The following is a 16,714-nucleotide window of genomic DNA, read 5'->3' on the forward strand; positions in this document are numbered from 1 at the left end:
GGCACGAACCGGTTTGATCTGTTGCCCGTCGACCGAGTACATCGCGAGTCGGCCGGATGGAAGTCCTAGCGCACGACCGTCAGCAGGTGCGTCCGCGTGTCGCCGCCGGCGGTGAGGCGCAAGGCGTAGATGCCCGTCGGAAGCTCGGACACGTCGGCGCGGGCCGAGTGGGTCCCGGCCGCGAGCGGCCCGTCGACCACCTGGAGGACGCGCCGGCCCAAAGCGTCGAACAGCTCGACTACGACCTCGCCGGCGGTGGCGACCGTGAACGACACGTCGACGGCCCGACCCGCCGGGTTGGGGCGGGGGGGAGCAGCTCGACGCCGCGCCCGACGGCCCTCCGTCCTCCGCTGGCGTGCCGACCGCGGCGACCAGGAGCTCCTGCCGGAGCGTCTGGCTCGGGACGCCGGCGCGGCTCCACAAGAGCGCGGCCTCGGCCGTGCGGGAGTCCATCCAGATCGGCACTTCGCCGGCCGCGAGGGACACGGAGCCGGCCTCCTGGCGGAAGCCGCTCCCGTCCGAGACCTCGACCACCAGCTCGCCGTCGATCCAGAGCCGGTCGCCGTCGTCGGTCGCCGTGGTGAAGCGGTTGGTGGCGGTCTCGGGCACGCGGGGCAGGCCGGTCCACCGCACCGAGAACCCACTCGTCGGCATCCCTTCGAGCGGCGCGCCGGTGCCCCAGTCGAAGCTGACCTGCGGGTCGACGCGGGTGACGGCCGGGCCGGTCAGGTCGGGCGTGGCGTAGTACTCGGCCAGGAGCCCCTCCGGCACCGTGCCGGGCAGGGCGATGCCGGGCCCGTGCGCGAGCATCCAGTCCAGGTTGAGCAGCCGGCGCACGGTGCCGCTCGACCGACCCGTCCTCGCCTCGGCGGGCGACGGCCGTTGGGCCGTGGTCGAGGTCTCGGACCGCAGGGCCGAGGCGGCGGGGCCGAGCCCGCCGCCGCCGCTGGCCCCCTTCGCCGCCGAGGCCGACCTGGTCCGGCGCCAGCGCGCCGAGCGGCCCGTCGAGATCCACGCCGAGGCGCTAGAGGTCGCGCTTCGGCCTCCGCCCACCCGCAGCGCCCGCGCTGACAACGCCGTCGCTCGGCGCCCGCTCGCACGTCGCGTGGGGCACCGAGCGACGGGGCGGCGGTGCTACCGGACCACGACCGCCTGGCGCGTCAGGACGTGGCCGGTCGCTTCCAAGCGGACCATGTAGACGCCGGCCGAGAGCGACTGGGCGTCGAGCTGGACGTCGTGGCGGCCGGCCTGGACCGGGCGGTCCTCGAGCACGGCGACCTCGCGGCCGCGGACGTCGTACACCGAGACCCGGACCGGGCCGGCCTCCGGCGTCTCGTACGTCAGGCGCGTGCTCCCGGCGAACGGGTTCGGGGTCGGCGCCGAGAGCGAGATCTGGGCCGGGCCCTCGTCGCCCGTCGCCAGCGACGACCCGATGCGCAAGACGAACCGGTCCTGGGCCGCCGCGCCGTTCGCGAAGTCGGACTCCAGCGCCTCCGGGAGCGACGGGCGCGGGGCCACCGTGAACCCGTACTCCGACGCCGTGTGGAGGTCGACGACGGCGCCGGTGGCGAGGTCGACCAGCGACATGGGCGTGCCGAGCGGGAGGTTCTCCGAGGCCCAGTGGAGGGTGAAGTCGGAGAGCGTCCCCCGGGTCTCCATCGCGAGCGAGATCTCGCCGACCTCGAGCGGGCGGGCGTCGTGGCCGAGGAAGGCCCACCCGTTGCGGGCCCCGACCAGCGCGTACGTCTCCGACATCGGCTGGAACTTCTCGGCGTCCTCCCCGATGTCGAACGCGGGCTGGGCCGTGTCGAAGAACGCGAACGTCATCGCGCCGTCCCGGACCGGGTCGCCGTCGACGCCCATCCCCTCGAGCCAGAACGACAGGCGGACTTCCTCCTCGTCCTGCACCAGGTCGTTCGACGTCGGCACCGCGTAGGGGATCGTCAGCGTCCGCGGCCGGTCGTTCCGGCGCGACCCCTTCGACCGGACGCGGAACGCCTCCCACGGCCCGATGGACTCGGGCGACGCTTCCCACGACCGCGTGGCCGCGTCGTACACCCAGACCGGGGAGAAGGGGGGGAGGTTCTCGCTGCCCGGCCAGGCGTGGACGTCCGTGAGGTCGAGCGACTTCCCGAACGGGTTGGCGAGGAACGTGAACCGCGAGCCCTCGGTGTTGAGCTCGACCTCGACGTCGTCGGTGTTGGCCGGGAGCTCGGTCGTGAGCGTGAACGGGAGGCCCACGCTCGCGCTCTTCTCGGGGTCGCCGAACACGCGGTCGTAGACGAGCCAGCGGAACGCCCGGCCGAGCTCGATCACCTCGCCGGCGCCCGACGACGCGGCCCAGTCCCCGGTCACGGCGTCGTAGCCGGTCCAGAGGTTGGCGAACGAGGCGTCCGGGTAGTACCCGGGGACGCCGCGGACGAGCGTCTGGCGGGCCAGGTCGTCCACGGTGACCCCCTTAGCGGGCACGCCGAAGTAGCGGACGCCCGTGTTGCCCGTGACCACCAGGCTCGTCCCGGTCTCGGGCGCCTCGGCGACGACGTAGACGCCCTCGGCGGCGAGCCCGCCCGAGACCACCGCGAACGGCTCGAACGCGAAGGCGACCTCGTCGCCCACGTACGTCGTCGACGTCGAGGCGTCGTAGACCCTGAACTCGGGGACGTCCCCGTTGAGGAACCCGTCGGCCGAGGGCGTGACCGGGTCGTCGGCCCAGACCGAGAGCGCGAGGGCCTGGCCGTCCCACTGGGCCCACCCGACGCAGGACCCGTCCGGCCCGTACACGCCGATGGCGTCGCCGGGCTGGATCGGGCCGCTGGGGATCTCGACCGAGGGCGACGCCGGCACGATGATGACCGCGCTGGTGCCGGTCTGCGTGTGGCACCCCGCGAACGGGGCCGAGGGGGAGGGGGCCGCGAAGGCGACGAGGAGCGCGAGGAGGGAGGCCATGCTGGGGGAGGGGGGGACCCCACCCGTATCACCCCCTCGGTCTCGGAGTGCGAATGGGCACCGGCTTCGTCTGTCGTCCGTTACGTCGGGGTCCCCGATCCCCGGTGCCGGTGAGAATGGCCGGGTGCGTGCGCCAGAACCGCACGCCTCATTGACCTCAACTCCCCGGTTGGCCCCGTCGAGAAGCCGTACTGTGTACTCTGGTCCATCCACTCCCGCGGTCCAGCCGCGCCCGCGCATGCTCCCGTCCGAATCCCAACCCCGCCGGAGCGCTCGGGGGGTCCAGCAGGTCGAGGAGATCCTCGACCTCCTCTACCGTCGGCGATGGCTCATCGCCATCACGTTCCTCCTGTGCGGCCTCTTGGCCGCCGCCTACGCGCTGACGCGGACCCCGGTGTACCGGACCTCGGCCCTCGTCCTGGTGGACCTGGACCGGAAGGGCGGCGCTGGCGGGGTCGGCGAGAGCCCGACGGCCCCGGACCTGTTCGTCCGCGACAGCCGGACCGTCCAGACGGAGCTCTTCGTGCTCAACGCCTCGCGCGGGATCCGCGAGCGGGTCCAGGAGCGGTTGGAGAGCGAGTACGGCCGGGTCCCCCCGGGGAGCGTCTCGTTCTCGCTCGCCGACCGGAACGTCTCGAGCGGGATCCAGATCAGCGCGACCAGCACGAGCCCCGAGGCCGCGGCGGCGCTCGCCAACGCCCACGCGATCGAGTACGTCGCTCAGACCCAAATCTCGAGCCGGAGCTACCTCACCTCGACCCGGGAGTTCCTCCAGGAGCAGGCCGACCGGCTCCGCGGCGAGGTCACCTCGGCCGACGCGAAGGTCGCCGGCCGGATGTCGTCGGCCGGCGCGGCCTCGCTCGGGAACAACGCGCTCCTCTCCCAGCTGTCCTCGCTCGAGTCGGCGCTGAGCGAGGCCCAGATCGACCGCCAGATGCGCGTGAACCGGCTCCAGTCGATCGAGGACCAGCTCAACGACATCACGCCCCACCTCGCCGACCGGATGGGGTCGGACACCGACCGGCGGATCTCGACGATCGAGCGCGAGATCACCGAGCAGGAGGGCCGGCTCCGGACGTTCCAGGAGCGCGAGGCGCGCGGCGCGGCCATCGACGAGGCCGCGGCCCGGGCCATCCGGACCCGTCTGGCCAGCTTGGAGCGCCAGAAGGCCGAGCTCGGCGAGCGCTACATCAACGAGGTCATGGGGGCCGGCGGGATCGCGGCCCCAGCCGAAGCCCTGTCCTACGTCAACAACCTCCAGAACCAGGCGGCCCAGGAGCGGATCGAGCTCTCGGGCCTGGACGGTCGGATCGGCCAGTTGAGGAGCCGGATCGGGCAGGTCTCGTCGGAGCTCGGGCGGGCCCCCTCCGAGGAGATCTCGCTCGAGCGGGCCTCCCAAGACCGCCAGACGGCGTCGAGCGCCTACTCGTCGGTCGCCGAACAGCTCCAGAAGATGCGGGTCCTGGAGGCCTCGGAGCCCGGGTACGCCCGGATCCTGCGCGAGGCCCCGGTCCCGTGGCTCCCCGACGGGCCCGGCTGGCTCCGGACCCTCGCCCTCGGCTTGGGCATGGGCTTGGGCTTGGGGGTCGCGCTGGCCTTCGCGAAGGACAAGCTCGACAACCGGATCTACAAACCCGAGCACGTGGCGGCCCTCGGCCTGCCCGTCCTCGAGGTCGTCCCCGACATGGACGCCGTCGTCGAGGACATCTTGGGTGGGGCCGAGACGATCCGCGTGGGCGATCACGAGATGGCCTCGCAACTGGTCACGATCCACGCGCCGCTCTCGCCGGCGTCGGAGGTGTACCGGCACCTCCGGACGGCCATCCAGTTCAGCCGCCCCGACACGGTCGTGCAAACGCTCCTGGTGACCAGCGCCGGGGCCGGCGAGGGCAAGTCGACGACGGCCTCGAACCTCGCGGCGGCGTTCGCTCAGGCCGGCCGGTCGACGGTCATCATCGACGCCGACCTCCGCCGCCCCCGGCTCCACGAGGAGTTCGGCGTCCCGGCGGGCTCCGGCCTCTTCCAGTTTGTCCAGCGCGGCCTCTCCGAGCCCGACGATATCCGCCAGGCGCTCGAGCCCTTCCGCGTCGGCGTCGACAACTTGTTCGTCGTGCCCGCCGGTGGCGCGGCCGGCGACGACCAGTGGACGGTCCCCAACCCGGCGGAGGTCTTGGGGTCCCCGGAGATCCGGGCCCTCCTCGACGGGCTCCGGAAGGTCGTCGACGTCATCGTCCTCGACAGCCCGCCGGTCCTGGCTGCGACCGACGCCGTCCTCCTCTCGACGCAGGCCGACGCGACCCTGTTTGTGACCAGCTCGGGGCTCTCGAAGTCGGGCGACATCCAGCAGGCGGTGTCCCACCTCGACGACGTCGGGGCGAAGGTGATCGGGGCCGTCCTCAACCGGTTCTCGCTGGACAATGCGTTCGGCTACGCCTACACCTACGGCCACTACTCGAAGTACGGGGCGTACTCGAAGTACGGGCCGTACACGAAGGACACCGCCCCGGCCAAGAAGAAGAAGAAGGGTAAGTTCTCGGCCAAGCCCTCCCTCAACTGATGGTCTCGATGCCTCGCGCGCCCCTCGCCCTGGCGGGGGCCCTGCTCGTTGCTCTGTTGCCAGCGTTGGCGCCGGCCGCCCAGACAGACCCGGGGCCCATCGGGGTCCCTGACTCCCGAGGGACGGCCTACTTCGTCTTCGCGGAGCCCGGCGCGCCGACCATCGAGCTCGTCGTGCTGGGGGACGGGATCCGAAACGGGATCTACCGGATCCAGCAGGGGACGAGCTTTATCGAGACGTTGGCCCTCATGGGCGGCACGGCCCGGTCCGACTCCACCAACCGCACCATCGTGACGTCCACCGTCCGCGTCCTCCGAGACGGGGGCGGGGGCCTACGCCCGATCTACGAGTCCACGACCTACGACATCCTCGCCGACGTGAGGCAACACCCGACTCTGATGTCGGGCGACGTCATCGAGTCGAGGATCGAGACGGAGGAGATAGAGGAGCCGTTTACGTTCTTGGACGGGCTCAACGTCGTGAGCCGGGTTGCCTCGGTGATATCGGCATTCATCTTGCTCTACACCCGAGTCAACTGACCCGGCCGAGACGCGGCCTCGGGCGTGGGGCGTAGCCCGGTCGTTGGCGCCGGCTCTCGGTCCGGTCTCTCCTCGGCGCTCACAATTCCTGCTCAGAGAATGGCTCTGTCTCCTGATACCGTCCTGTCGGTCCTCCCCGGGTTGTCCGTCGCCGATCTCGGAGGGGAGGCCGTCGTCCTCGATCCCGTCGAGGGCGAGTACTTCGGCCTCAACGAGGTCGCCGCCCGGATCCTGGCCCTCATCGGCGACGGGATGACGCTCTCTCAGGTGGTCGACCACCTCCTCACGGAGTACGAGGTCGACCGGGCCCGGCTGGAGGCGGACGTTCGGGTGTTCGTCGCGGACCTCGACCGCCGCGGTCTCGTCACGGCCCGTTGACCTGACGACGACCCGCCCCGCCGCCTCCCTCTCCGACACGATGGCGCTCACCCGCATCTTCCGGACGGCCACGCGCCTGTCGTGGCGGCGTTGGGCTGCCCTAGGCCGCGCGCTGGTCTGGGTGGTCGGGACGCGGCCGGTGGTCTTCGCGCTGCCCTGGCGGAAGGTCGCGGCCGCGTTCGAGTCGGCCCCCGTGCGCGCCGGGGCTCCCGACTGGGACCGGGCGGCGATCACCGTCTGGGCCGTCCGGGCCGTGTCGAAGCGGCTGCTCCGCAACAAGCCGTGCCTGACGCAAGCGCTGGTCGCCCGCCACCTCCTCCGGAAAGAGGGGGTGGAGACGGTCCTCTGCCTCGGGGCGATGCGGAACGAGGGGGGGGGCTTCGAGGCCCACGCCTGGCTCGAGCACGGCGGGACCGTGGTGATCGGGGGCGCCCACTCCACCGCGACGTACTCGCCGTTCCGGCCGGTGGGCCGGCAGCCCGAGCCAGCCCTCGCAGGTGAGCTCCCATGAGCGGAATCGCTGGCGTGTTGCGCCTGGACGGCCGCCCGGTCGAGGGCGACGAGGTGAGGCGGATGGTGGACCGGATGGAGCATCGGGGGCCAGACGGGCGGGCCGTCTGGGCCGAGGGCAGCGTCGGGCTGGGGCACGGCATGCTGCACACGACGCGGGAGTCGCTCGTCGAACGGCTCCCGGTGGCGGCCGGCCCGTTCGCCCTCACCGCCGACGCCCGGATCGACAACCGCGACGTGCTGATCCCCCAGTTGCGGTCGGACCTGAGCGCGCTCGGTCTGGACGCCGACGTCGTCCCCGACAGCAGCGTGGTGCTGGCGGCCTACGCGCGGTGGGGGACCGGGTGCGTGGACCACCTGCTGGGCGCGTTCGCGTTCGCCGTCTGGGATCGCCGCGAGGGGCACCTCGTCTGCGCGCGGGACCACCTCGGGATCCGGCGGCTCTACACAACACACGTTGTGGGCGAGCTCTTCGCGTTCGCGACCGAGCCGAAGGCCCTGTTCGAGCTCGACGGGGTGGCCCCGGTCCTGGACGAGGTCCGGCTGGCGGAGTCGCTTTCGGCGCGCCTCTACGAGCCGGTCCGGACGTCGTTCGTCGGCGTTGAGAAGCTGCCCACCGCCCACGTCCTCACCGCCCGGCCGGTGGGGGTGACGCAGCGCTCGTACTGGACCCTGGAGCCGGCCGACCCGGCCCCGTCGGGGTCGTACGCCGAGGGCCTGGCCGAGATCTTCGACGAGGCCGTGCGTTGCCGGACCCGGAGCGCGCTCCCCGTGGGGTCCGAGCTGAGCGGGGGGCTCGACTCGTCGGCGGTGACGGTCGTGGCCGCCGACGTGCTGGCGGAGGGCCACGGCGAGCTCCCTCTCCACACGGTCTCGCTCGCGTACACCGACCCGCAGAGCGACGAGCGCCAGTTCGTCCAGGCCATCTTGGACGAGCTCGGTTCCGCCGCCGTCCCCCACTACGTGTTCCCAGAGCGCGAGGGGATCGTCCGGCTGTACTCGGAGATCTTCGAGACGCTCGACGACATCCGGGTCCGAGGCAACGGGTTCATCAACTACCTCACGGCTCGGGAGGCCGGGCGGCACGGGGTCCGCGTCCTGCTGACGGGCCAGGACGGCGACACGGCGGTCGGGCACGGGTGGGAGTGGTTCTCCGAGCAGGCCCTGGCGGGCGACTGGGAGTCGCTGCGGGCCGGGGCCGAAGCGGCGTTCGCCCGCGCCGCCGCGGACCAGGAGGCGTACCACTCCCAGCTGTCCTACCAGCGCCCGTCCCAGATCGCCAGCGCCTACGTGGCCCCGGTCCTCCAGTGGTGGGCCGAGGAGAAGAAGCTGGTCCAGTTCGCCCGCGCGTCCTACGAGATCCACCGCCACTTCGGGGCCCCCAAGACGGGCCCGCTCCGCCAGTACTGGAAGCAGATCTTGTTGCCGGCGTCCGTTCGTCGGGGTATGGCCCAGCGGGCGGCGGAGGCCTCCGCCAGCGGTCGGGTTCCGCCCACGATCAACCCGGAGTTCGCCCGCCGCGTCGGGCTCCTCGACCGCCTCGCGGAGAACGCGCTAGAGAAGCACCTCGACGGCCGAGGTGAGTTCGGAGCGCAAGAGACCCAGCTGCGGACGCTGCGGTCGGGCTTCGTCGAGGGCAACCTGGAGAAGCTGGACCTCTACGCCGCGGCGTCCGGCGTCGAGTCCCGGCACCCGTTCATGGACATCCGCCTGATCGAGTACTGCCTCGCCGTCCCGAGCGGGGCCAAGCTCCACGACGGGTGGTCCCGGGCCGTGATGCGGGAGGCGATGGGCACGCGACTCCCCGACATGGTGAGGGCCCGGATGAACAAGATGCACTACGGCACCCAGAACCAAGCGTTCGTGTTCGACTCGGAGCCCGAGGCCGTCCAAGACTTGCTCGACCGGCCGGGCTCGGCGGGAGCGTACCTGGACCTGGAGCAGCTCCGGGCCCTGTGGGACCGAGGGCAGAACGAACCGGACACGTTCAACGAGTGGGAGATCGCGTGGCTGAGCGCCGGGATCACGGCTCTCCTGTGGCTGAGGCGACGCGAATCTCTCCCCGAGCGATCCAACGAATGACCGTCAGGGACGGCGCTGTCAGAGGGACCCCGGCGCGCTGACGTGCGCCCTGATCCGTCGGGGCATGCTCCATTGGAGGACGGAGCTCGTGAGGTCTGGCGCAAAGGCTCGTCGAGACGCCGATCGGAGGGGACGGAGGTGTGCTAAGTGGAGCGGCTTCAGTACCCTTTAGGATTGATAGGGGACGGCTCATCGTTCCCCGCTTGAGGGCGTCCGCCCATTTTGCTCCACTCACCTACCCTTTAGAGGTAAGTCACATGAAGAAGACCTATGAGGCCCCGCGCCTCGAAACGTTCGGCGGCGTCGCCAGCCTCACGGCTGCGTTCGGGACCGACCCGGCCCCCGACGTCTCCGAGTTCCCGCAGATCCCGGCCGAGACCGGCTCGTTCGACATCTGCGAGGAGCTGGAGTGCGGCGACTAGCTCGCTGACCGTCCGACCCCTGAGAGCCCGTGCTGGACATCCCAGCGCGGGCTCTCCTGTATTATGCGGAGGCGTCCGGCTGGTTGTGCCTGGGCTGAGCCCCCATCAGAAGCTGTCGGGGTCCCGGAGGCGGCCCTGTTCTCGCACCCATAGCCCCTCCCGCAGAGAGGGTGGAGCCCAAGTCGAGCACGCCGTCGGGGGGAGGTCGAGCCCTCGACAGGTTCTCATCGGTTCCCTCCCTCGCGCAGTCCCTGACACTTATGGCTCGTCCGCGTCGGGCACTCCGACGCAGGGAAGCTGAGCGAGGCCTGTCAAGGGAGGGCTTCCAGTCGCACCGGCGAGATGAGACTCTGCACCACTACGTCGGCCAGATCGGGGCGTGGGGAACAGAAAGCCCGTTTTTCAGTATCTACCTATGACTCGGCGCCTCCATCTCCTTACCGAGTGTCGTGGGTCTCGTCTGCTCCCGGGCCTCCGGCGCGCGTTGCGGTGACCCCAATCGGGGCGTATCCTTTAGTCCATGCCCACCGCCCCATCCGGGCGATGTCCCCCCGAGGCCCCTGCCTCTCTCCCTATTCCCTTTCCAGGCTCAGCCATGAAGAAGACCTACACCACCCCGTCGCTCGAAGCGGTCGGCAGCATCACCAGCCTCACGGCTGCGTTCGGGACCGACCCGGCCCCCGACGTCTCCGAGTTCCCGCAGATCCCGGCCGAGACCGGCTCGTTCGACATCTGCGAGGAGCTGGAGTGCGGCGACTAGCTCGCTGACCGTCCGACCCCTGAGAGCCCGTGCTGGACATCCCAGCGCGGGCTCTCCTGTATTATGCGGAGGCGTCCGGCTGGTTGTGCCTGGGCTGAGCCCCCATCAGAAGCTGTCGGGGTCCCGGAGGCGGCCCTGTTCTCGCACCCATAGCCCCTCCCGCAGAGAGGGTGGAGCCCAAGTCGAGCACGCCGTCGGGGGGAGGTCGAGCCCTCGACAGGTTCTCATCGGTTCCCTCCCTCGCGCAGTCCCTGACACTTATGGCTCGTCCGCGTCGGGCACTCCGACGCAGGGAAGCTGAGCGAGGCCTGTCAAGGGAGGGCTTCCAGTCGCACCGGCGAGATGAGACTCTGCACCACTACGTCGGCCAGATCGGGGCGTGGGGAACAGAAAGCCCGTTTTTCAGTATCTACCTATGACTCGGCGCCTCCATCTCCTTACCGAGTGTCGTGGGTCTCGTCTGCTCCCGGGCCTCCGGCGCGCGTTGCGGTGACCCCAATCGGGGCGTATCCTTTAGTCCATGCCCACCGCCCCATCCGGGCGATGTCCCCCCGAGGCCCCTGCCTCTCTCCCTATTCCCTTTCCAGGCTCAGCCATGAAGAAGACCTACACCACCCCGTCGCTCGAAGCGGTCGGCAGCATCACCAGCCTCACGGCTGCGTTCGGGACCGACCCGGCCCCCGACGTCTCCGAGTTCCCGCAGATCCCGGCCGAGACCGGCTCGTTCGACATCTGCGAGGAGCTGGAGTGCGGCGACTAGCTCGCTGACCGTCCGACCCCTGAGAGCCCACGCCGGACCCCCGGCGTGGGCTCTCGGCGTTTATATACCCTTTCGGAGGACCTCTGCGGGCGCCTGTTCTGACTAGCCGAGCGACACGTGAGGGAGGACCGGCTACAGGGGAGGCGCCTATGGCTCATCGCCATGGAGAGCAGAGGCGCTTGCACATATGGGGAGCACGAGGTAGACTGGGATTCGGCGTTTGACGACTCCACCGGTGCCGCGCCGTATCGGCGTGTCACTTTCCTCCTCCTCCTTTCCTCCTGGGCTCACCCATGAAGAAGACCTACACCTCCCCGGCGCTGGAGCCGATCGGCGGCATCACCAGCCTCACGGCTGCGTTCGGGACCTCCCCGGCCCCCGACGTCTCCGAGTTCCCGCAGATCCCGGCAGACGAGGGCTCGTTCGACATCTGCAGGAACCTGGTCTGCGACGCGGCCGAGTAGACGCCTAGTCGGCCGCGTCTCTGATTTTGTTAGCGAGGCCCGCGCCGGTACGCCGGCGCGGGCCTTCGTATGATGTCCGTCTGCGAGTCGAACCGGCGTCCATCTCCGCGTGTGATCGCCGCGACGCGCGCCTCGGTCGGGTCCTGGCGTGAGCACGCCCGTAAATGGGCCCCCGGTCGGGCGGCCCTCGTTCTGACGGAACCCACAGATAGCGTACCGAGCGACCACCTGCTCCATGGGATCGACCACTGATCGGGTCACACGCTCGTACCGAGCGTTCGGACTGTCCATCTCCTCCGAGGTCGAGCTGCCCGGCTTCTCCCCCTCAGCCCCGGCGGGTGCCTACGACGTCGAAGTGGCCGCCGGGACCGTGCGCGCGCCGTCCGAGCCCGATGGGCGTGCCTACGCGGTGGCACCGGAGATCCTCCGGGCTGAGATCGCGTCTGGGTCCCGCCTCACCGTCGACATCGATCCCGAGGCGGATCCGGGGTTCGCGAGCGCAGTCGTTTCGGGCGAGCTGTTCTCGGTCCTCCTCCGCCAGCGGGGGCTCCTCGTCCTCCACGGGTCGGGCGTCTCGAAGGATGGCGTGGCGGTCGGCTTCGTAGGGGACTCCGGGTGGGGCAAGTCGACGTTGGCCGCGTCGCTGGTCACGCGCGGCTGGAGCTTGCTCACCGACGACCTCCTGGTCGTCGACGGGCTCGACCAGACGGCGGGCCTGCCGACGGCCATCCCGTCACACCCCTCCATGCGGCTCTCGCCCGAGGCGGCCGACGCCGTCGCCGATCAGGGGCAGAACCAGAGGGGCGTCGCGCACGAGCGGACGACCAAGAGGCACGTCGAGTGGGAAGAGGCGTTCTCGACTGAGCCCGCGTCGCTGGCCCACGTGTTCGTCCTGGACCCGCGTCCGTCCGAGGCCCACCGGGCCGTTCGGATCCCCGTTCGGGAGGCGATGGCCCAGTTCCTCTACCACACGAGGGGCCAGAAGGTCCTGAGCGCGGCGGACGACCGCCGCGCTCACTTCGGCCAGTGCGCGAGTCTGGCGCGCGCGGTCCCCGCGTCCCAGCTGCGTCGTCGGTTTGGGCTCGACGGGATGGACGCGCTGTGCGATCTGGTCGAGGCGGAAGTGGAGTCCACGTCCCCCGGACCCACCGGCTCCTAGGTAGCACCTCCACCTATGGGGATCCAGAGGCACCTCAGCGCGGCTCGCGTCCGTACTGCGCACGCGGCGCGAGCGATCCGGATGGTGTGGGCCGCCGCCCCGGGCCTCGCGGCGGGGTGGTTCGCCCTCTTGCTAGCCCAGGGCGCCATCCCGGCCGCCGTCGTCTACACGACGAAGCGGGTCGTGGACAGCGCGAACGCCGCGATCGGGGGGGGGCTCTCCGTCGAGAACGTCGGGCCGGCGGCGTTCTGGGGGGGCATCATGGTGGTCCTGGTGGTCCTCCAGCGGGCCCTCTCGAGCGCCGTCGGGTACATCCAGACGTCGCACAGCGAGTACGTCCAGGACCAGATCCGGGCGAAGATCCACCAGAAGGCCGTCGAGGTCGACTACGCCTTTTACGAGTCGGAGGACTACCACAACAAGCTCCAGCACTCGAACACGCAGGCCGGGCAGCGGGCGCTGAGCCTGCTCCAGAACATCGGGTCCCTGCTCCGGGACGGGCTCGCGTTCACGTCGATCGCGGCGCTCCTGGCGGTCCAGTACGCGTGGTGGCTCCCGCTGGCGCTCCTGGGCGGGACGCTGCCGGCCCTCGCGGTCTTGTCTCGCCACAACCGGCTGTACAACGACTGGTGGCGCAGGTCGATGTCGAAGCAGCGGTGGGCCGACTACCTCAACCTGATGGTCGTCTACCCGGACTACGCCGCGGAGGTCCGGCTGTTCGGGGCCGGGCGGCCGCTGGCCGAGATGTACCAGGACGTCCGGCGGGTGCTCCGGACGGAGCGCCTGGACCTGCTCCGCCGGCAGTCCGTGGCCACGTTCGGCGCGTCGTTCCTCGGGCTGCTCACGCTCGGCGGGGTCCTGCTGTGGGTGGCGCGGCGGGCGTTTGGGGGGCCCGGCACGCTGGGCGACCTGGCCCTGTTCTACCAGGCCCTCAACCAGGGCCTCTCGCTGATGCGGTCGCTCATGGGGGGGGTCGGGCAGGCGTACGCGAACACGCTCTTCCTCGAGGACCTCTTCTACTTCCTCGACATCCAGCCCGCCCAGGCCGACCCCGAGGACCCCGTGCCGGTCCCGGACCAACTGGTCGACGGCATCCGGTTCGAGGACGTGACGTTCACCTACCCCGGCGCCACCCGGCCCTCGCTGCGGGGGCTCGACCTCCACCTCCCGAACGGGAAGGTGACGGCCATCGTCGGCGAGAACGGGGCGGGGAAGAGCACGCTCGTCAAGCTCCTGTGCCGGTTCTACGAGATCGAGTCCGGCCGCGTCTTGCTCGACGGGACCGACCTCCGGGAGTTCGAGCGGCGCGACCTGCTCGACCACATCTCGGTCCTCTTCCAGAACCCGGTCCACTACCAGGCCGCGGCCAGCGACAACATCCGGCTCGCCGACCTCGGCGCCAGCGACCAAGCGGTGGTCGAGGCGGCGCGCCAGGCGGGGGCCCACGAGTTCCTGAGCCGGCTCCCCAAGGGGCTCGACACGAAGCTCGGGAAGATGTTCTACGAGGGCGGCGAGCTGAGCGGGGGCCAGTGGCAGCGCGTGGCCCTGGCCCGGGCCTACCTCCGGCAGTCGCCCATCATCGCCCTCGACGAGCCCACGAGCGCGATGGACTCGTGGTCCGAGATGGAGTGGTTCGAGCGGTTCCGCGCGCTCGTCGAGGGGCGGACGGCCGTCGTGATCACCCACCGGTTCACGGTCGCCATGCAGGCCGACGTGATCCACGTGATGGACGCCGGGCGGGTGATCGAGACGGGGACCCACCGCGAGCTCCTCGACCTCGGCGGGCGCTACGCCGAGTCCTGGCGCGAGCAGACCCGGCGGGCCGAGCAGGCGGAGGGCCCGCGCGACGCCGTGGAGGTCGATGCGTGGGGCGATGAGCCGGGATGAGCGGGGGCCTCGGAGACGGTTCCTGAGGGGCGCCCTCGTCGCGGCCGACGCGGTCCTGATCGTGGCGATGGCCGCCGGCCTGGCGGCCCGGGCGGTCCCGCCCGACGTGGCGTGGTGGCCCCAGGTCGCCGCGCTCGCGTTGACGCCCGGAGCGCTCCTCGCCGTGGGCGTCGGGGTGTGGATGGCCTCGAAAGCCGTCTCCGGCAGCTCTCGGACGGCGTGGGGAGCCGCAGCGGCCCTCCACCTCGTCCTCGCGGCGACGGTGGCGCTGCGGACGAGCGGGCTCCCCTGGATCGAGCCCGGGAGCGGACCGGGCCTGACGGTCCTGTCGCTCAACGTGGGCGCCGGCTCGGCGGGCCCCATCGGCGCCGTGCTCGACGCGGCCGGCCCCGATGTCGTCGGGTTGCAGGAGGCCCCGCTCATCGCCGAGCCCAACGCGGCGTGGCCCGACGGGTGGCTCCTCGCGGCCCGGCCCGGCTCCCAGGCGCTCGTTGGGAGGCGGGCCTACCGGATCGCGTACCCGGAGGTCCGAGAGCACACGGTCGTCAACGACCCCGTGTTTAGCCGGCTCCCCCTCGTCTCTCGCAGCGAGGGCGCGCTCGCCGACGGGGAGGGGGCCGGGACGTACTCGCGGACGGAGCTCGTCTGGGACGGCCGCCGGGTCGCGGTGTACAGCGTCCACCTGAGGTCGTTTGCGCGGGCGGCGGAGGGTCGGGGCGGGGCGTGGTGGCGCCGGGCCGGCCGCTCTCTCCGCGACGACCTCGTCCGGCGAGCCGACGAGGCCGAGGCCTTCCGAGGGGTCCTGGCGGGTGAGGCGTTGCCCTATCTCGTCCTGGGAGACTTCAACAGCACGCCCGACCAGTGGGCGTATGCGAGGATCGCGGCCGGCCACCGGGACGCCCTCCGGCATCCCCGCCTCCGCCCTCGGTTTACCTTCCCCGATTCGGTCCCGCTCGTCCGGATCGACGGCGTCCTGGCGAGCCCCCAGTGGGCCGTCCGGTCCGGGTGGGTCGGTCCGAAAGGCCTCTCCGACCACCGCGCCGTCCTCGCGGAGGTCGTACTCTTGTCCGATTCAGACCCGCCCCGCTGACGACCCGACCGTGTCCGAGATGAGATCCCCTGGCCCACCCGAGCCCCTGCCTCTGGTGGAGTTCGAGCTGATCCGTCTCGGAGCCCGGGCGGAGCTCGGGCCGGAGCAGGCCCAGGCGTTCCACGACCTCGCGGCGGGCGCCCTCGACTGGGACCGCGTGCTGTCCCTGGGCGCGCACCACCGCGTTCTGCCCCTGCTCTACGTCCACCTCCGAGACTACGCCGAGCACGTCCCGGCCGACGTGTTCGAGGCCCTGAGGACGTACGTCCAACAGAGCACTGTCCACGTCCTGTTCCTCACGGCCGAGACCGCCCGGATCGCGCACCGCTTCGAGGCCGACGGCGTCCCCTTCCTCGTGCTCAAGGGGCCGTCGCTGGCTAAGGCGTACGGGAGCGTCGGGAAACGGCCGTTCGTCGACATCGACCTGCTGATCTCGCGGGAGTCGTTCCCGCTGGTGGAGAGGGCCCTGCTGGACCTCGACTTCAACGAGCGGAAGCGGAGTGGGGCGCAGCAGTCGGCGTACCTGTCCGTCCACGGCGAGTACACGTTCGGCCGTCAGAAAGACGGGTTCGCGTCCACGGTCGACGTCCACACGAGGCTCGTCCCGTTCGGCCTGTCGTACGCGCCCTCGTTCGACCACGTGCTGAGCCGGTCTCGCGACCTCGAGGCCGGCGGCGCGACGGTCCCCGTGCTCTCCTGGGAGGACCTGTTCCTGGCCCTGGCGGTCAACGCGCTCAAGGACCAGTGGAACCGGCTCCGGCTGGCGACCGACTTGGCAGAAGTGGGGGGGCTGGTCGAGGACTGGGAGGCCGTCCGGGATCGCGCTCGTCGCGACGGGGCCCTCCGGACGCTCTACCTGGGCGTCCTCGTCGCCTCCGGCGCGGTCGGGGCGACGTTCCCTCCGAGCCTGCTCGACGACGCCCGCCGCGACCGGCGGGCCGTCCTGCTCGCGCGTGACGTCGAAGGGTACCTCGTCACGAGCGGTCGGGACACGAGCCGCACGTGGGCCGAGCGCGTGCGCCTGAACACGCTGGTGCAGGACGGGCCCCGGGGCTGGCTCCGGTACGCGAGCTACGCGGCCGCTCGGCGGCTGAGCGAGCCCTTCGCGGACCCGCGGAGGTGAGGGAGACGACCGGGGCTCCCGCGGCCGTCCGCGCGCT

16 protein-coding genes and 1 pseudogene are annotated in these 16,714 nt (G+C 71.3%); 14 read left to right on the forward strand and 3 right to left on the reverse strand.

The window, feature by feature from the left end:
• Window positions 1-65: 65 nt before the first annotated feature.
• The gene (locus ACOOHE_RS09170; RefSeq protein ID WP_420457613.1) at window positions 66-644 is read right to left on the reverse strand and encodes a T9SS type A sorting domain-containing protein; all 579 of its coding nucleotides are present in this window, start codon (window positions 642-644) and stop codon (window positions 66-68) included.
• Window positions 535-810: pseudogene (locus ACOOHE_RS09175) on the reverse strand (PA14 domain-containing protein); the annotation flags it as partial. The gene ACOOHE_RS09170 and the pseudogene ACOOHE_RS09175, both read right to left, overlap by 110 nt.
• Before the next feature lie 28 nt (window positions 811-838).
• Here ACOOHE_RS09175 and ACOOHE_RS09180 point away from each other — a divergent pair.
• Window positions 839-1,198 carry a hypothetical protein gene (locus tag ACOOHE_RS09180; protein WP_420457499.1) on the forward strand — a complete coding sequence of 120 codons (360 nt, stop codon included), beginning with the start codon at window positions 839-841 and terminating at the stop codon, window positions 1,196-1,198.
• Here ACOOHE_RS09180 and ACOOHE_RS09185 read toward each other — a convergent pair.
• On the reverse strand, window positions 1,135-2,946 hold the full coding sequence (locus ACOOHE_RS09185; protein ID WP_420457500.1) for a T9SS type A sorting domain-containing protein: 1,812 nt from the start codon (window positions 2,944-2,946) through the stop codon (window positions 1,135-1,137). The two genes, ACOOHE_RS09180 and ACOOHE_RS09185, sit on opposite strands and share 64 nt — an antisense overlap.
• A gap of 238 nt (window positions 2,947-3,184) precedes the next feature.
• On the opposite strand from ACOOHE_RS09185, the gene ACOOHE_RS09190 reads away from it, so the two are divergent.
• The 13 genes from ACOOHE_RS09190 (at window position 3,185) to ACOOHE_RS09250 (ending at window position 16,677) form a co-directional block, all read left to right on the forward strand.
• A complete protein-coding gene (locus ACOOHE_RS09190) occupies window positions 3,185-5,503 on the forward strand; it encodes a polysaccharide biosynthesis tyrosine autokinase (RefSeq protein WP_420457501.1) in 2,319 nt (772 codons plus the stop codon).
• Between the two features lie 8 nt (window positions 5,504-5,511).
• A complete protein-coding gene (locus ACOOHE_RS09195) occupies window positions 5,512-6,042 on the forward strand; it encodes a hypothetical protein (protein ID WP_420457502.1) in 531 nt (176 codons plus the stop codon).
• A gap of 99 nt (window positions 6,043-6,141) precedes the next feature.
• Window positions 6,142-6,420 (forward strand): PqqD family protein, encoded by a 279-nt coding sequence (locus ACOOHE_RS09200; RefSeq protein WP_420457503.1) that lies wholly within the window; start codon window positions 6,142-6,144, stop codon window positions 6,418-6,420.
• Window positions 6,421-6,460: 40 nt separating this feature from the next.
• Entirely contained in the window at window positions 6,461-6,931 is a 471-nt protein-coding gene (locus ACOOHE_RS09205) for a lasso peptide biosynthesis B2 protein (RefSeq protein ID WP_420457504.1), read from the forward strand.
• Window positions 6,928-9,012, forward strand: coding sequence for a lasso peptide isopeptide bond-forming cyclase (locus tag ACOOHE_RS09210; RefSeq protein WP_420457505.1), 2,085 nt, complete (start codon window positions 6,928-6,930; stop codon window positions 9,010-9,012). The genes ACOOHE_RS09205 and ACOOHE_RS09210 overlap by 4 nt, the downstream gene beginning before the upstream one ends.
• Before the next feature lie 257 nt (window positions 9,013-9,269).
• On the forward strand, window positions 9,270-9,434 hold the full coding sequence (locus ACOOHE_RS09215; protein ID WP_420457506.1) for a hypothetical protein: 165 nt from the start codon (window positions 9,270-9,272) through the stop codon (window positions 9,432-9,434).
• Between the two features lie 595 nt (window positions 9,435-10,029).
• A complete protein-coding gene (locus ACOOHE_RS09220) occupies window positions 10,030-10,194 on the forward strand; it encodes a hypothetical protein (protein WP_420457507.1) in 165 nt (54 codons plus the stop codon).
• 595 nt (window positions 10,195-10,789) lie between these two features.
• On the forward strand, window positions 10,790-10,954 hold the full coding sequence (locus tag ACOOHE_RS09225) for a hypothetical protein (RefSeq protein WP_420457507.1): 165 nt from the start codon (window positions 10,790-10,792) through the stop codon (window positions 10,952-10,954).
• A gap of 293 nt (window positions 10,955-11,247) precedes the next feature.
• Window positions 11,248-11,418 (forward strand): hypothetical protein, encoded by a 171-nt coding sequence (locus ACOOHE_RS09230; protein ID WP_420457508.1) that lies wholly within the window; start codon window positions 11,248-11,250, stop codon window positions 11,416-11,418.
• Between the two features lie 370 nt (window positions 11,419-11,788).
• On the forward strand, window positions 11,789-12,577 hold the full coding sequence (locus ACOOHE_RS09235) for a hypothetical protein (RefSeq protein ID WP_420457509.1): 789 nt from the start codon (window positions 11,789-11,791) through the stop codon (window positions 12,575-12,577).
• Between the two features lie 81 nt (window positions 12,578-12,658).
• A complete protein-coding gene (locus ACOOHE_RS09240) occupies window positions 12,659-14,464 on the forward strand; it encodes an ABC transporter ATP-binding protein (RefSeq protein ID WP_420457510.1) in 1,806 nt (601 codons plus the stop codon).
• Complete coding sequence (locus ACOOHE_RS09245; RefSeq protein WP_420457511.1) at window positions 14,451-15,554, forward strand: endonuclease/exonuclease/phosphatase family protein; 1,104 nt, start codon at window positions 14,451-14,453, stop codon at window positions 15,552-15,554. Before ACOOHE_RS09240 ends, ACOOHE_RS09245 begins: the two co-directional genes overlap by 14 nt.
• Window positions 15,555-15,609: 55 nt before the next feature.
• Window positions 15,610-16,677, forward strand: a complete 1,068-nt coding sequence (locus ACOOHE_RS09250) for a nucleotidyltransferase family protein (RefSeq protein WP_420457512.1) — start codon at window positions 15,610-15,612, stop codon at window positions 16,675-16,677.
• Window positions 16,678-16,714 lie beyond the last annotated feature (37 nt).

The organism is Rubrivirga sp., from assembly GCF_965213695.1.
In the GTDB taxonomy this organism is placed as follows: Bacteria; Bacteroidota; Rhodothermia; order Rhodothermales; family Rubricoccaceae; genus Rubrivirga.